Source organism: Bacillus niameyensis (genome assembly GCF_001375535.1).
Taxonomy (GTDB): domain Bacteria; phylum Bacillota; class Bacilli; order Bacillales; family Bacillaceae_C; genus Lederbergia; species Lederbergia niameyensis.
Genome location: NZ_LN831197.1, coordinates 4,224,449 through 4,240,940 on the forward strand (window position 1 = coordinate 4,224,449; position 16,492 = coordinate 4,240,940).

Genomic DNA, 16,492 nt, shown 5'->3' on the forward strand with positions numbered 1-16,492 from the left:
TGAAACGAATATCGTTTTTATATAGAGGAGTGTCAAATTATGTGCGGTTTTGTCGGTTGCATCCATGATAATCCAACGAAGGAAAAAATGCCCGATCAAGAACTATTTCACGAAATGAATCAAATTATTACTCACCGCGGTCCCGATGATGAAGGCTATTTTGAGGACGAATATGTTCAATTTGGTTTTCGAAGACTAAGCATCATCGATATTGAGAGTGGGCAGCAGCCGCTTTCTTATGAAAATGGCCGTTATTGGATTATTTTCAATGGAGAAATTTATAACTATGTTGAATTACGCGAAGAATTACTAAAGCAAGGTATGACTTTCGAATCTTCTTCTGATACAGAAGTGATCATAGCTCTTTATAGCCAATTAAGGGAGAAAGCTGTAGAAAAACTACGCGGCATGTTTGGCTTTTTAATTTGGGATAAAGAAAAGCAAGAATTGTTTGGTGCGAGAGATCCGTTCGGGATTAAACCTTTCTTCTATAAAGAGGATGGGGAACGTACCCTGTTTGCGTCTGAGAAAAAAAGCATCCTGCTTGCTATGGAACAAAATGAGTTAAATGCGGATGCACTCCAACAATATATGACTTATCAGTTCGTTCCTGAGCCAGAAACAATGACGAATGGGATTAAAAAGCTAGAACCAGGTCATTATTTTACAAAAAAAGTGGGCGAGCCAATGCGAATTTCTCGTTATTGGAAAGCACATTTTCAGCCGGTTCATAAATCGGAAAATGAATTTATTCAAGAAATTAAGGATGTTTTATTTGATTCTGTTAATGTCCATATGAGAAGTGATGTTCCTGTAGGTTCTTTCCTATCAGGTGGAATTGACTCTACGATCATTGTTTCAATTGCTAAGCTTTACAATCCTAATATTAAAACTTTCTCTGTCGGCTTTCAGCGTGATGGTTTTAGTGAAATTGACGTTGCTAAGGAAACAGCTGATAAGCTCGGCGTTGAAAATATTAGTTATGTCATTACTCCCGAAGAGTATATGAAGGAACTGCCGAAAATTATGTGGTATATGGATGATCCATTGGCAGATCCGGCTTGTGTACCACTTTATTTCGTTGCACGTGAAGCAAGAAAGCATGTGACTGTCGTATTATCAGGAGAAGGCTCAGATGAATTATTTGGTGGTTACAATATTTATCGTGAACCACAATCGCTGGAAGTATTCAATAAAATACCAAAAGTTGGAAAAACAATTTTGAGAGCACTTGCCAATGTTCTTCCTGAAGGTGTGAAGGGTAAGAGCTTCATTGAACGCGGTGTAACACCAATGGAAGAGCGTTATATTGGAAACGCGAAGATGTTCTCTGAAGCAGAAAAGCGCCAGTTGCTTCGAAAGTACAACAATTCGATTGATTTCCGTGATATTACGAAACCTCTATACGATGAGACGGTTGGTTATGATCCAGTTGAGCGTATGCAATATATTGATATTCATACGTGGATGCGTGGTGATATTTTATTGAAGGCCGATAAAGTGACAATGGCCCATTCACTTGAATTACGGGTACCGTTTCTCGATAAGGAAGTATTTAGAGTAGCTTCTCGGATTCCAACTAGTTTAAAAACGGCTGACGGGACTACAAAATACGTCTTGCGTAAAGCAGCTGAAGGGATTATTCCAGATCATGTATTATACCGCAGAAAGCTCGGCTTTCCTGTCCCAATTCGTCACTGGTTAAAGGATGAAATGCATGACTGGGCAAAGAATATCATTCGAAACAGTGGGACCGATCATCTAATCGACAAACAATATGTGCTAAATTTACTTGAAGATCATTGTCAAGGTAAAGCAGATCATAGCAGAAAAATATGGACTGTGCTTGTCTTTATGATTTGGCACGCTGTTTACCTTGAAGGTCAATATGATTTTCAAGAGCAAAATAAAAAAGCCTTAGCTCACCTGTAAGTTTGGCAATGGTTTGCAGGCTTTCCGACTCTTCTTACGATAAGTAACATAACGGCTTACTGGTGTTTCTTTTATCTCGTAAGAGTCGTTCAGCCTGTAGGACACGCCTTTATTTATAGGTGAGTGCTTGGCTTCCCATTTGCACCCATGACTTTTCGAAGTCTTTGATGGGTGCCTTTTTATTTTTCTGAGCTGTATAAGGGTCATTGAAATAAATGTACTCCTCGTCATACCCAGTTATCAACACCGAATGCTCTTTGCGAGTAATCTTAATTTCTCCTTCATCAGTCTGCCAAGTTTGGAAGTATGACTCCTCAAGTTCGCGGTATTCGATATTGATAATTACCCAAACAGGACGCCCGTCCGAGAGTGGAATTTTTAACTCTTCGAAAGATTGTCCAGATAAATTAATCATCTTATTTGGTAGGTAGTTTTCCCCTAATTTCAAAATTGGTTCGTGGTAGACACCATATCCAGGTTTGCTGAAAGTGTACATATTACCAACAAATCCTTTATGAGGATTGCCAAAGTGAATCTGCCCGTTTTTTATCGTATGTGGTGTAGGATCTTTTACGACTTCCTCTGCAAGGTTCATTTTATCGGCTTCAACCCCTGCACTTTGAAGTAACATAGCAAGAGATGTGACCTCACATCCCCTTGGTAATTCTGGAAACTGAGGGATAACAGGTGCGTCAATTAAAACACTCTTCTTTATTTTAATAACATCAAAATTGTTTTGTTTTTGGATACGTTGAAATGCTGGTCGTTCATCTGCCTCTATTTTCTCATCCGAAATAACGGGAAGAACAACTAATAAAATTGTTACTAAAAAGGTTATTCCCAATATTGCCAACCATTTTCTAGATGAAGAAATTTTAATGAAAAAAAGAAACAGTAGAGTAGCCGAACTAATAATAATTAGAAATAGCAGGATTTCCATCGTCTGACCCCTCCAATAAAAGTGAAACTTCAATCAGCAGGAGATTCTTCCATCCTCACTGATAAATACAGAACAAAAGCTGAGTTCGCAACACCCTTAAAACGCATACTGAAGGTCCGAACTAATCGCGATTTATTCCTTACTCATTTTATCGGCCAGTATCAGGATTTTTCCAATACTAACTTTGGAGAGATTTATAATACTGAGCTTTTTCGGCATATTCTCGGCTAATGCGCTCCATATCTTGAACATCTTCTTTTGTTAGTTCCCTAATAACTCGTGCTGGTCTGCCGAAAGCGAGAGTGTTTGGTGGGATTGATTTACCTTGGGAAACAAGACTTCCAGCTCCAATAAAAGCTCCTTCTCCAATTTCTGCACCATCTAGGATAATGGAACCCATACCGATTAAGGCTCTTTTTCTAATCTTACAACTATGTAAAATGACTTGATGTCCAATCGTCACATCATCTTCAACAATTAATGGCTCGTTCGGGCTTTGATGAAGGACAGAATTATCTTGAACGTTGACTCTTTCACCTATGACAGTTGGCGCAACATCCCCACGAATTACGGAATTGAACCAGATACTTGATTCCGCGCCAATTTTTACATCACCTGTAATTGTTACATGATCAGCCAGAAAAACCGATTCATGAATAACGGGTGTTTTCCCTGCAAATGGATAAATAGCCATTTTTAATTTCCTCCTTGGACCTTTTTGGTATGTAATAAAAGGGATACTTAGGTATATAAAAAACTTGCCGCCTCCAATTCTGAGGGTAATGTTGGTTATTAATAACCAACATCCCGGAACAGGAAGTGACAAGTTGTCTCCCTCGATTATTAATCTGTTCGCAATAATCTAATGGAAGACAGAACTATATAAGTATCGTTTAATTTAATTGTAATACAGATTTTCTGTAGGATATACTGGATCATTCGTAATATCGATGCCAAGTTTTTTCAAGGTCTGTTCGTTTTCTCTGTTTAAAATGACCGTAGAATGAGCTTGAGTAGCTTTTAAATTTGGCAGTTGTTGATAAGCAAGCTGAGCAGTTGGATTGGTGACGGCACTTATTGCTAATGCGATCAATAATTCATTGGCACTTAATGTCGGTACTCTGCTGTTTAGATCATCTTTTTTCAACCGCTGGATCGTTTGTAAAATCATCGGCGCTAAAAGGTCAATTTCATCAGCAATATTGGCTAGCGACTTCAACCCATTCAGAATCGCTGCAGCCGAAGCATCCATCAGAGCTGTAGTTCGTCCAGTAATGATTTCGCCGTTCAATAGTTCGATCGCAATTACTGCTTGAGGATTCGTGCTGCCAATCTTATCCTGTACCGTTTTTGCATATTCGCGTGCTGGTAATACAGGAACCCGGTCCTCTTTTTTTAAGTCGATCTCTTCCAAAATTACTTGCATACGACGAAGGGTCTCTTCGTCAACTAGTCCTTTTTTGTAATCATTTTCTACAGCGAAACTGCGCCGAATGATTTCTTGTTTTGCAGCTTCCCTTACGACTTGATCGTCTATAATACCTGTCTTCAAGCGATTGACACCCATATCCGTCGGTGATTGATAAACTGATTCTTTACCAGTAATTTTTTCAATGATCCGTTTTATGACTGGGAACGTTTCGATATCGCGATTATAATTGACCGCCACTTCTCCGTAAGCCTCATAGTGATAGTTATCGATCATATTCACATCTTTTAAATCAACTGTTGCGGCTTCATAGGCGATATTTACCGGATGTTTTAATGGCAAGTTCCAAACAGGAAAAGTTTCGAACTTGGCGTAACCTATTTTATTTCCCCGTTCATGTTCGTGGTACATTTGATTTAGACAAGTTGCCAACTTTCCACTTGCAGGACCAGGTGCCGTCACGACTACGATAGGCTTAGTCGTTTCAATATATGGATTTCTTGCAAATCCATCTTCACCGATGACTGCTTCCACATTTGTTGGATAAGCTTCAATAGCGCGATGAGTGAAAACCTTGATGCCGCTCCGTTCCAATTTCGTCATAAATACTTTCGCATTCGGCTGTTCTTGGTAACGAGTAATCAAAACACTATTAACAGAAATACCGTATCCGCGGTATTCATCGATCAAACGCAAGACATCTTGGTCATATGTGATGCCATAATCTTCACGTACTTTATTCCGTTCGATGTCTTTTGCATACACGCAGATGATGATCTCCGCTTGATCTTTTAAAGTAGCCAGTAACTTTAGCTTTGCATCTTCGTCAAACCCTGGCAATACTCGTTTCGCATGTTTATCTCCGATTAACTTTCCGCCGAACTCCAAGTAAAGTTTATCATAGTGCTGCACTCGCTCTAGGATATAGGAAGATTGTTCTTGCAAGTATTTCTCCGAATCAAATCCGATTTTTTTCATGTTTCTTACCGCTCTCTTTCAGTCATATTGTAAAATTTTCTATGTGTAAACTTAATGTTATCCCTAATTTATAATTGAAAAAACTTGCCACTCCCACAGTGACAAGTTATACCATTAATTATTACCCTATTTACTAGAAATTATCAAGTATCTAGAACAGGTTATCGTACCTTGTTGACTCGTCTTATTGGTAGAAACATGAAGTAGTTTCAACCATCTACTGGTTCTCGGAATTTTATTTTTCATCAAGTTTCTCTACTGAAAATTATCCATATTTCACCAAATATTTTGGTTAAGGGAGAGTCTGGTTATAATAGAGATAAGTACTGTAACGAGGTGAATTCTAATGTCATTGCCACTACATCCTGTAAATTTATTAAATCAAGTTTTTAGACATGTTTTCCCGATCGTTCATCGCGAATTGTCTCATTGGAAAAGAAGGGCTGCAGAAATTTCTAATGAAGAATTAAGAACACAAGCCCTTGCAAGTATCGAACATAAAACCTTTCATTGCGAAGGTGGAGCGATTATGGCTTTAACTGCTCTTAAAGGAATGGAAAAAGCGATTCGATTTATTGTTGCTTATCAAACGATTAGTGATTATTTGGATAATCTTTGTGATCGGAGTACATCATTGGATCCAAATGATTTTGCGGCTTTGCATGCAGCGATGATCGATTCGTTAACGGTTGGAGCAGAGACTCAAAACTATTATCACTTTCGGGAAGATCAGGACGATGGAGGATATTTGACGGAACTTGTGCAAACATGCCAAATGGTTTTAAAAAGTGTTCCATATTATGATGAAATTAAACCATATTTATTGGAATTATGCCGATATTATTGTGATCTTCAAATCCATAAGCATGTTAAGGTAGAAGAGCGAGAAGGACGTTTGAAAAAATGGTTTTTGGAACATAAAAATGATCTGCCAGAGATGGATTGGTATGAGTTTTCCGCTTGTTCAGGCTCAACATTAGGCATTTTTTGTCTTGTTTCATATGCTCTTCGTGAAGATTTCAAGGTTGAATACGCGCAGATGATTCGAAATGGATATTTTCCATATATTCAAGGGTTACATATTATGCTGGATTACTTTATTGATCAAGAAGAGGATCGTCAAGGTGGAGATCTTAATTTTTGTTTTTATTATGAAAATGAAGAACAACTATTTGAACGAATCATTCATTTTCTTGAAGAAGCGGACAAACATACAAAGTTGCTGCCCGATCCTAAATTTCATCAGTTAATTAATCGCGGCCTTTTAGCTGTGTATCTTTCTGATAATAAGGTTCATCAGCAAAAAGAGGTTCGTTTACTTGCTAAAAAAATGATGAAGCGAAGCGGGATGACTGGTTATTTCTTTTACTGGAATGGAAGGCTTTATCGGAGGGCACGCAACCTATTTAGTCGCCCATCTTCTATGGAATCAGCTGCAGGAGGATGATCAGGAAGTGTGAGATGCATTCACTTAGTTGGCTCCATATTAGAGATGGTTAAGAAACTAAATCTAAACACTCGGAACGCCGAAAGCAAAAAAAAATGGTGTAACGGTCGTCTGAGAAAATAGTCACCTACCTCAATGGAAAAGTTGGCAGGGAGCATTTCAAGAAACCCTCTAGTTCCCGAAAGAATTATTTCTTTAGGGAACGGGTCATCTATGGATATCAGTCATCTTTTTTCAATAGCCAACACAAATGGTGGATGATTTCTTTGGTTTATAAAGGAGTACTGAAGAACTTGAAATTTTTCCTGATTTAATGTCGTAACATACTGAAGCAGTGTGTCCCGTTCTTCAGCTCCTCCATCATGGCCATGATAGACGACGAGAACGACAATGCCGCCGACTTTAAGCATTTTTAGCATCTGTTCTACAGCTGAAATGGTGGTTTCCGGTTTCGTAATAATCGATTTATCTCCTTTAGGCAAATAACCTAAATTAAAAATAGCAGCTGCAACATTGCCATGATCTTCTAACGGAATAACCATTTCTGCATTCTCGTGTCCTAGTTGAAAGAGAGCAACCCTTTCCGCTAAACCTTCCTCTATAAGCCGCTTGTTTGTTACTTCAATGGCCTCCGCTTGAATATCAAATCCATATACTTTGCCAGCTTCTCCCACAAGCTTTGCTAAAAAGACGGTATCATGTCCATTTCCAACGGTCGCATCGATGGCGATAGCTTCATCATGAAGCACACTTTGCATTAAAGTTCGTACAAAAACAAGAATTGGTTGTAAGGTCACATCATTTCAGCACCTTTATTTATAAAGTAATTACCAAAAAATTTTATCATAGCAAATCTCTTTTGAGAACAAACTAGAAAAGACCCCAGGAAGTTTGGGGACAAAACGGGGTAAGGAGAGGATCATGAGTGGCAACGCGACTATCAGTTGATAACTGCATTAATCGTTGTGAAGAAGCCTTTTCTTATGCTAGTGATCAATTAACGGAGGCGCGCAAGCAAGAGCACTATTACGACGTGGAGTTTAGTGAAGCTCAAGAAGAGTTAGGACAAGCAATTATGGAACTTGAAAAGTTAAAAGATAGTTCTAATGCTCAGCAACGAGAGCGACTTGATCGTACCCGTATAAAAGTGCAGCAGCTACAAAATGAAATGATTCTCCATAACCACGGTGGTCCATCATACACGACATTGCACTAAAGCCTAAGCGCTTTGAGGGTCTCTCTCAGAGCGCTTTTTTAGATCTCTAGACGTGTTTTATTAAGGAGAATTTACTGAATTTATTTTATTCAATGCGTTTCTTGCACCGTATACATAAAAGGATTAGAATGTGTTTGGTACTCGGGAGAGGAGGGCTGATCATGCCTAGAGCATTGTGGTTATTGGTTATTGGGATGTTAATTAGCATGACGGGTGGTTCTTTTTTATGGCCATTGAATGCAATTTACATCCATGATTATTTGGGGAAATCATTATCAGTTGCAGGATTTGTTTTAATGTTGAACTCTGGCACAAGCGTGGTCGGAAACCTTCTTGGCGGATTTCTTTATGATAAAATTGGCGGCTATCGCTCAATTTTATTAGGAATTATTATTTCTGTTTTATCTTTAACAGGGATGAGCTTCTGGCATGGCTGGCCATATTACGTCATTTTTTTAGCCTTTCTAGGTTTTGGCGGAGGAATTACTTTTCCATCTATGTTTGCCATGGCTGGTTCTGTTTGGAAAGAAGGAGGCCGGAAAGCATTTAACGCTGTATATGTTGCCCAAAATGCTGGTGTTGCCTTAGGTTCAGCTTTGGGTGGCTTAATCGCCTCTTATTCTTTTGACTATATATTTATTGCTAATCTTTTTATGTACATTCTTTTTCTGTTAATTGCCTTATTTGGTTATAAAAATATTGCCGAGCAACAATTAGGACAAACGAACGTATTGCATGAACGAAAAACAATACGGGAAAAAGGAAAGTTTTATGCACTAGTTATTATTTGTGCGGGATATTTTTTAGGCTGGGTTTGTTATGTTCAGTGGCAAGCGACGATTTCAGCCTATACACAAGAAATAAACATATCCTTAACACAGTATAGTATCCTATGGACGATTAACGGTGCCATCATTGTGTTAGGACAACCGATTTTGCAAGGGATCCTCAAGAAATTTGGAGGGAGCAATTTAAAGGGACAAATGTTAGTTGGATACGGGATTTTTATTATTTCTTTTGGTCTTGTCAGTTTTGCAGATGAGTTTAAAGGTTTTGTTGCAGCAATGGCCATCTTAAGCATTGGCGAAATGCTTGTTTGGCCAGTTGTGCCCACTGTTGCGAATCAATTAGCTCCGCGCGGCAGAGAAGGTTTTTACCAAGGAATTGTGAATAGTACAGCCACCGGCGGAAGAATGATTGGACCTGTTCTAGGTGGATTGCTTGTGGATATGTATGGCATGTCGATGTTATTTTTCATACTCATAATACTACTTGTCTTTGCACTTGTTTTATCATCATTTTATGATCATCCTTTAAAGGTAAAGGAAAAAACAGTATCATAAATGGAGAATTATTGTCAAAAAGTTCCTTGATATTCTGTATAAATTTGATTACAATGGGGAATATCATGATTATATAGTTGAACGTTAACAAAGGATTAGTAGTGATTACGAACTGTCTAGAGAATTGGCGGGTGGTGAAAGCCAATCAGGGAGAATCATGAACTCGCCTTTCTAGTTGCATGAATGAACAGAGATTCCTATTAGTTCATGCCGTTTTCCGCGTTAAGGATGAACGAAGCGAATGCACACAGCATTAATGTGGGTGGTACCGCGGGAGAACTCAAACCTCTCGTCCCAAAAGTTTTTTTGGGATGGGAGGTTTTTTTGCTATTTATAACTATAGATATAGTTTTTGGAAAATAGGAGGATGACTTATGAGTTTCAATCATAAAGAAATTGAAAAAAAGTGGCAAACGTACTGGGAAAATAAAAAAACGTTTAAAACAGATGTATATAAGGATGGAGAAAAATTCTATGCATTAGATATGTTTCCATATCCTTCAGGTGCTGGTCTTCATGTAGGGCATCCAGAAGGCTATACAGCAACCGATATCCTGTCTAGAATGAAACGTATGCAAGGATATAATGTTCTTCACCCAATGGGCTGGGATGCATTTGGTCTTCCCGCTGAACAATATGCTTTGGATACAGGCAATGACCCAGCTGAATTCACTCAAAAAAATATTGAAACATTCAAAAGGCAAATTAAAGAACTCGGTTTTTCATATGATTGGGATCGCGAAATTAACACGACAGATCCACATTATTATAAATGGACACAATGGATTTTTTTGCAGTTGTATGAAAAAGGTCTTGCTTACGTAGATGAGGTGCCAGTAAACTGGTGTCCTGCCCTTGGCACAGTACTTGCAAATGAAGAAGTAATCGATGGGAAAAGTGAGCGTGGTGGGCATCCAGTTGAGCGCCGTCCAATGAAACAGTGGATTTTGCGAATTACGAAGTACGCTGACCGCTTGCTAGAAGATTTGGAAGAACTAGATTGGCCAGAAAGTATTAAAGACATGCAACGCAATTGGATTGGCCGTTCTGAAGGAGCTGAAGTTGTATTTGGCATTGATGGCCACGCGGATACATTTACTGTTTTTACAACTCGCCCAGATACGCTGTTTGGAGCAACATATGCAGTATTATCTCCTGAACATCCTTTTGTAGAAAAAATTACGACAGCTAGTCAAAAAGACGATGTAGAAGCTTATATTCAAAAAGTGAAAACGAAAAGCGATTTGGAAAGAACGGATCTTGCCAAAGATAAAACAGGTGTTTTTACAGGAGCTTATGCAGTGAACCCTGTTAATGGTAAAAAAATTCCAATCTGGATTGCCGATTACGTATTAATGTCATACGGAACAGGTGCGATTATGGCTGTTCCTGCTCATGATGAGCGCGACTATGAATTTGCCCGTAAATTTGGACTTGAGATTGTAGAAGTTGTTGCTGGAGGAAATATTGAAGATACTGCTTATACAGGTGACGGGAAACATGTCAATTCCGGCTTCTTGGATGGCTTGAATAAAGAAGAAGCAATTTCCACAATGATTGAATGGTTGGAAAAAGAAGGTGTTGGGACGAAAAAGGTCACATACCGTCTTCGTGATTGGTTGTTCAGCCGTCAACGCTACTGGGGCGAACCGATTCCGATTATTCATTGGGAAGATGGAACGATGAGCGGAGTACCTGATGAGGAATTACCGCTAATTTTACCGAAAACGAGTGAAATTAGGCCATCTGGTACGGGAGAATCCCCACTTGCGAATATTTCTGACTGGTTAAATGTTGTTGATCCTAAAACAGGGAAAAAAGGTCGTCGGGAAACGAACACGATGCCACAATGGGCTGGAAGCTGCTGGTACTACCTTCGTTACATTGATCCTGATAATGATCAAGCTTTAGCAGAAAAGGAATTACTTGATAAATGGCTTCCTGTTGATATGTATATTGGTGGCGCGGAACACGCTGTTCTTCATTTGCTATACGCTCGTTTCTGGCACAAATTTTTATATGATATTGGGGTAGTTCCAACGAAGGAACCATTCCAAAAGTTGTTTAACCAAGGGATGATACTTGGGGAAAACCATGAGAAAATGAGTAAATCTAAGGGGAATGTTGTCAATCCAGATGACATAGTGGATAGTCATGGGGCAGACACATTGCGTTTATATGAAATGTTCATGGGCCCATTGGATGCTTCGATTGCTTGGTCAACAACAGGACTTGATGGATCTCGCCGTTTCCTTGACCGGATATGGAGATTGTTTGTAACAGATGGCGGAACCATTTCAGAGAAGATTAAAGATGTTGCTGGCGGAGAATTGGAGAAGGTATACCATCAAACTGTTAAGAAGGTAACCGAAGATTATGAACATCTTCATTTTAATACAGGGATATCTCAATTGATGGTGTTTATTAATGAAGCCTATCGTGCAGATGTTCTTCCAAAAGAGTATGCAGAAGGATTTGTGAAGATGCTTGCCCCTATATGTCCGCATATTGCTGAAGAATTGTGGGAGAAATTGGGTCATGATGAAACAATTTCCTATAAGCCTTGGCCTCAATATGACGAGACAAAATTGGTTGATAATGAAGTAGAAATTGTGATCCAAGTTAATGGAAAGGTTCGTTCCAAATTATTCGTTGCTCGTGATGCTTCTCGTGAAGAATTGGAAAAATTAGCTTTAGAAAATGACAAAATTAAAGAAATGATTGAAGGTAAAACAATTCGTAAAGTAATCGCGGTACCAGGAAAACTAGTGAATATTGTTGCAAATTAAGGGTTAGCGAGAACACGTGACCCGTAATAATATTAAAGGGCTATCAGTTACAAGGTAGCCCTTTTGTAAGGAGGAACATGGCAGATGAATGAAGTAAAAACGATTACTCCAGAGGAATTAGAAAAGTTATTAGAGACAGAAGACACATTAAATTTAATAGATGTTCGTGAGGATGAAGAGGTTGCAGAGGGAATGATACTTGGCGCGGTACATATCCCGATGGGGGAAATTCCAGAACATCTTGATAAGTTAGATATAAACCAGGAATATATTATAATTTGTCGTTCAGGCGGGCGAAGTGGAAGGACATGTGATTACCTTAATGAACTCGGCTATAAGGTAACAAATATGGTCGGTGGTATGTTGAAATGGACTGGTCATACTGAACCTAAATTATAATTTAACGTTTTATTCTGAATAGTTTAAAATCCATCCCCTTTGGATAAACTGTTAAAAATATCCTGAGGGGTGGATAAAATGTTACAAGTGAGGCTATTCGATTGTGAACATGAAGAGGATTTAGAAGAAGAAATCAACGAGTTTCTAGCGGAACTAGAACCAAAAAATTTAAAAGATATCAAATACAATGTTGCTCTTATAGGTGATGCAGGAGCGGAGCAAGTTTATTGTTTTAGTGCAATGGTGCTTTATCGAGCGGAATAATAGAGGGAAAATTGTTGCGTGGAATAGCGGGTAGCTCCTGAATGGGATCCGCTATTTTTTTATGAAATTTTAGAGGTGTTTACTTTGAATTGGCGGTGAAAAGAACAGTTCAATTCGACCGTTGCTGGGAAATGCTCTTTCTTCGGTCGAATAGAAGCGTTCAATCCGACCGTTGGTGGGAAAATCCCTTTTTTTTGGTCGAATAGAAGCGATCAATTCGACCGTTGGTGGGAAAATCCCTTTTTTTGGTCGAATAGAAGCGTCCAATTCGACCGTTGCTAGGAAAATCCCTTTGTTCGGTCGAATAGAACCGATCAATTCGACCATTGCTGGGAAATTCGCTTTGTTTGGTCGAATAGAAGCGTCCAATTCGACCGTTGGTGGAAAATCCGCTATGTTTGGTCGAATAGAAGTGTTCAATTCGCCCGTTGGTGGGAAATCCGCTATGTTTGGTCGAATAGAAGCGTTCAATCCGACCGTTGGTGGGAAATCCCTTTGTTCGGTCGAATAGAACCGATCAATTCGACCATTGCTGGGAAATTCGCTTACTCTGGTCGAATAGAACTGTCCAATTCGAGGGTTGATAGGAAATCCCCCCTCCTTTACTTAAAAACTTAATTACCCTCCACAAACTTTGCCGCGTTAGTCCCAGCTAATCGCCCTGTAACTAGAGCGGAGGTAATGTTATAGCCCCCCGTGTATCCGTAAATATCAAGAATTTCCCCGCAAAAATAGAGGCCTGGCATAAACTTAGAGGCCATTGTCTTTGGCTCTATTTCTTTTAATGAAATGCCTCCGCCTGTCACAAATGCCTTTTCTAAAGAGAGTGTACCATTAACCTTAAAATGGAATTTTTTACACATTTTCACAAAAGTCCGCAATTGTTCAATCGAGATCGAAGCACATGGTAGAGAAGCTTCAATTTCGCATCGCTCCAGCAAAAACAACAAGTATCGTTCAGGAATAAGTCCTTTTAAAGCGTTTTTTATCGCCTTTTTAGGTTCGGCTTTTACTGTTTTTTGCAAGTCTTGAAAAAGAATTTCCTGATTTTGATCAGGAAGAACATCAAGTTCCATAATGACTTCATCCAGTTTCCATTTCTTTTTTGCTTTGACTACAAATTGGCTGCAACGTAGGACAGCGGGTCCAGAAATTCCAAAATGGGTGAAAATCATGTCCATTTTGTGGGTGATTAGAGGTTTGCCATTTGGTTTCAGAACACTCAATGAAACATCTCGTAAGGATAGGCCTTGTAAAGATTTGTCTTTAATAAAAGGTTCTGCCGAAGTGATCGGAACTTCCGTTGGGAACAACTCTGTAATCGTATGACCAGCGTCCTCAGCCCAAGGATAACCGTCACCAGTGGAACCAGTCTGTGGAACGGACTTTCCTCCTGTTGCCACTACAACAGCAGCACACAATATTTTTTCACCTGATTCTAATATGACACCTTCAGTTTGGGAGTTCTGATATACAATCTTTTTTACTTTACTTTGAGTTCGTACCTCTACTCCGAGGTCGTCCATCCGTGAAAGTAGTGCATCCACAACCGATTGAGCACGATTTGAAACAGGAAACATCCGTCCGTGGTCTTCCTCTTTCAAGGGAATCCCAAGATTTTCAAAAAAACGAATGATGTCTTCGTTATTGAAAATAGAAAAGGCGCTGTAAAGAAAACGGCCATTCCCCGGGATGTGGCGAATTATTTCATCAATAGGCAAGCGGTTCGTTACATTACAGCGCCCACCACCAGAAATGGCTAGCTTTCGCCCTAATTTCGTACCTTTATCAATTAACAGTACACGTTTATTTTGTTCAGCGGCGGCAATGGAAGCCATTAATCCTGAAGGGCCGCCACCGATGACGATCACATCGTACATCATCATTTATTCACATCCAGTTGTTATATTTCCTTTATTTAAAATACAACGGATGAAATGGATTCGCAACTCGAAGAAGATTGTCAAACATCGTCGATAGCTGTAAACTAACAAGTAGTGAATTTATTTTCAAAAAATGCTTTTGCATTTTTATATAAAAATTACATTGGAGAGTTAGAGATGTATGTCTTCTAAATTGATTCGTGGAACGTTTATATTAACTTTAGGAACAATCTTGTCCAAGGTGTTAGGTTTACTTTATGTTATTCCGTTTTATGCAATTATTGGTGGGGAAGGGCCATATGCTCTCTATTCTTACGGCTATATTCCTTATACGATTTTTATTAGCATTGCCACAGCAGGTGTACCTATGGCCGTGTCAAAATATATTGCTAAATATAATACTCTCGAAGAGTATGCGGTTGGCCGTAAGCTTTTTCGCTCCGGTCTTGTAGTAATGTCGATTACAGGGATTATATCCTTTATAGTGATGTACTTACTAGCGACACCACTGGCTGAAATCGTGCTAAGGGGAGCTGACACAACTTACACAGTAACTGATGTCGCTGCTGTTATTAAGGCTGTTAGTTTTGCATTGATTATTATTCCCATAATGAGTTTAATTCGCGGTTTTTTCCAGGGAAACCAATCAATGGGGCCATCAGCAGTTTCAACTGTAATCGAGCAGCTTGCAAGAATTATTTTTTTATTGGCAGGAAGTTATGCGGTTTTACATATTTGGAAAGGAAGTATCGTAACAGCCATAAGTGTTGCAACATTTGCTGCATTTATCGGTGGTCTAGCAAGTCTCGTTGTATTGCTTTGGTATTGGAAGAAAAGGAAATCCGGTTTAGATGAGCAATTGCGGCAGGATAAGGGGACTCTCGATATTTCTCTTACAAATATGTATAAAGAGATTATCGTATACGCTTTTCCATTTGTAATGGTGGGGATTGCGAATCCACTTTATCAATTTATTGATCAATTAACTTTTAATAGTGCAATGATTGCAGGAGGACATGTGGCGAAAGATCTCAATACCGCCTATGGAACATTGATGACAACTCATAAACTTGTCATCATTCCTGTTTCACTTGCAACAGCCTTTGCCATGACAATTGTCCCTTTAATTACAGAATCCTTTGTTAATAGCGATCGCAAAGTAATGTTTCGACAAATAGACCAAACGATACAAATGCTTTTGTTTATTACAGTACCAGCAGCTTTAGGCTTAGCCATACTAGCCGAACCAATTTATACTGTTTTTTATGAATATAGTCCATTTGGAGCTGAAGTCCTGCAAGCATATGCACCTGTTGCTATTTTATTTGCCTTGTATTCTGTTACGGCTGCGATTTTACAAGGAATCAATGAACAACGATTTACGATTCTTAGTTTACTAACAGGGATCCTCTTCAAATTAGCTTTTAATACTCCGATGATTGAAGCATATGGTACCGTAGGAGCCATTTATGCGACAACACTGGGCTATGCAATCTCGATTATCATTAATTTGATCGTCATAAAAATATTTGGTCGTTATCCATTTAAATTGGTAAGTCGAAGAACGATGTTGATCTTAATTTTTAATGTGATGATGCTTGTTCCAGTCTTTTTTGTTTATCGCGGTTTAGACCATCTGTTTAATCCTGAATCTCGCTTTTTGTCTTTACTTATAATTATTATTTGTGCATCTTTAGGTGTTGTAATTTATGGTTATCTTGGATTGAGATCTGGTCTTGCCGATCGATTATTTGGAACTAGGATTGAAAAGGTAAAGGCCAAATTGGGAATGGGGAAACGAGAAAAACATTCGTAATCGGCAAAATAAAATTGGCTGTCTAGAGACGAAAGGTCCTTATACAGCCAATCAGT

Annotated in this window: 14 protein-coding genes and 1 other annotated feature; of the genes, 9 read left to right on the forward strand and 5 right to left on the reverse strand. The window is 38.9% G+C overall.

Annotated features, from left to right (window positions below; all coding sequences use genetic code 11):
- Positions 1 to 39 precede the first annotated feature (39 nt).
- Positions 40 to 1,932: an asparagine synthase (glutamine-hydrolyzing) gene (gene asnB / locus BN1243_RS19525; RefSeq protein WP_062109639.1), complete on the forward strand. Its 1,893-nt coding sequence runs from the start codon at positions 40 to 42 to the stop codon at positions 1,930 to 1,932.
- A 109-nt stretch (positions 1,933 to 2,041) separates the two neighbouring features.
- On the opposite strand, the gene BN1243_RS19530 is transcribed toward asnB, so the two are convergent.
- From BN1243_RS19530 to BN1243_RS19540, 3 genes are all read right to left on the reverse strand, one after another.
- Positions 2,042 to 2,872, reverse strand: a complete 831-nt coding sequence (locus tag BN1243_RS19530) for a C39 family peptidase (RefSeq protein ID WP_062109641.1) — start codon at positions 2,870 to 2,872, stop codon at positions 2,042 to 2,044.
- 178 nt (positions 2,873 to 3,050) lie between these two features.
- A complete protein-coding gene (locus BN1243_RS19535) occupies positions 3,051 to 3,566 on the reverse strand; it encodes a gamma carbonic anhydrase (RefSeq protein WP_062109643.1) in 516 nt (171 codons plus the stop codon).
- Between the two features lie 204 nt (positions 3,567 to 3,770).
- Entirely contained in the window at positions 3,771 to 5,279 is a 1,509-nt protein-coding gene (locus BN1243_RS19540) for a DUF1846 domain-containing protein (RefSeq protein ID WP_062109645.1), read from the reverse strand.
- Positions 5,280 to 5,625: 346 nt separating this feature from the next.
- Between BN1243_RS19540 and BN1243_RS19545 the strand changes: the two genes are divergently transcribed.
- On the forward strand, positions 5,626 to 6,726 hold the full coding sequence (locus BN1243_RS19545; RefSeq protein WP_062109647.1) for a tetraprenyl-beta-curcumene synthase family protein: 1,101 nt from the start codon (positions 5,626 to 5,628) through the stop codon (positions 6,724 to 6,726).
- Between the two features lie 224 nt (positions 6,727 to 6,950).
- Here BN1243_RS19545 and BN1243_RS19550 read toward each other — a convergent pair whose 3' ends face one another.
- A complete protein-coding gene (locus tag BN1243_RS19550) occupies positions 6,951 to 7,523 on the reverse strand; it encodes a tRNA 5-(aminomethyl)-2-thiouridylate-methyltransferase MnmM (protein ID WP_062109649.1) in 573 nt (190 codons plus the stop codon).
- A 128-nt stretch (positions 7,524 to 7,651) separates the two neighbouring features.
- On the opposite strand from BN1243_RS19550, the gene BN1243_RS19555 reads away from it, so the two are divergent.
- The 6 genes from BN1243_RS19555 (at position 7,652) to BN1243_RS22790 (ending at position 13,248) form a co-directional block, all read left to right on the forward strand.
- Positions 7,652 to 7,942 carry a YtzC family protein gene (locus BN1243_RS19555; RefSeq protein WP_062109650.1) on the forward strand — a complete coding sequence of 97 codons (291 nt, stop codon included), beginning with the start codon at positions 7,652 to 7,654 and terminating at the stop codon, positions 7,940 to 7,942.
- A 161-nt stretch (positions 7,943 to 8,103) separates the two neighbouring features.
- Positions 8,104 to 9,285: an MDR family MFS transporter gene (locus BN1243_RS19560; RefSeq protein ID WP_062109652.1), complete on the forward strand. Its 1,182-nt coding sequence runs from the start codon at positions 8,104 to 8,106 to the stop codon at positions 9,283 to 9,285.
- 75 nt (positions 9,286 to 9,360) lie between these two features.
- Positions 9,361 to 9,585, forward strand: a binding site (T-box leader).
- Positions 9,586 to 9,659: 74 nt separating this feature from the next.
- Positions 9,660 to 12,074, forward strand: a complete 2,415-nt coding sequence (leuS, locus tag BN1243_RS19565) for a leucine--tRNA ligase (protein ID WP_062109655.1) — start codon at positions 9,660 to 9,662, stop codon at positions 12,072 to 12,074.
- An 84-nt stretch (positions 12,075 to 12,158) separates the two neighbouring features.
- The gene (locus BN1243_RS19570; RefSeq protein WP_062109657.1) at positions 12,159 to 12,473 is read left to right on the forward strand and encodes a rhodanese-like domain-containing protein; all 315 of its coding nucleotides are present in this window, start codon (positions 12,159 to 12,161) and stop codon (positions 12,471 to 12,473) included.
- Positions 12,474 to 12,551: 78 nt separating this feature from the next.
- Positions 12,552 to 12,737, forward strand: a complete 186-nt coding sequence (locus BN1243_RS19575) for a sporulation protein Cse60 (protein ID WP_062109660.1) — start codon at positions 12,552 to 12,554, stop codon at positions 12,735 to 12,737.
- A 172-nt stretch (positions 12,738 to 12,909) separates the two neighbouring features.
- The gene (locus BN1243_RS22790) at positions 12,910 to 13,248 is read left to right on the forward strand and encodes a hypothetical protein (protein ID WP_230200262.1); all 339 of its coding nucleotides are present in this window, start codon (positions 12,910 to 12,912) and stop codon (positions 13,246 to 13,248) included.
- Between the two features lie 103 nt (positions 13,249 to 13,351).
- On the opposite strand, the gene BN1243_RS19585 is transcribed toward BN1243_RS22790, so the two are convergent.
- On the reverse strand, positions 13,352 to 14,620 hold the full coding sequence (locus tag BN1243_RS19585) for a BaiN/RdsA family NAD(P)/FAD-dependent oxidoreductase (protein ID WP_062110801.1): 1,269 nt from the start codon (positions 14,618 to 14,620) through the stop codon (positions 13,352 to 13,354).
- 181 nt (positions 14,621 to 14,801) lie between these two features.
- Here BN1243_RS19585 and BN1243_RS19590 point away from each other — a divergent pair, with 181 nt between their 5' ends.
- Entirely contained in the window at positions 14,802 to 16,436 is a 1,635-nt protein-coding gene (locus tag BN1243_RS19590) for a putative polysaccharide biosynthesis protein (protein WP_062109663.1), read from the forward strand.
- Positions 16,437 to 16,492 lie beyond the last annotated feature (56 nt).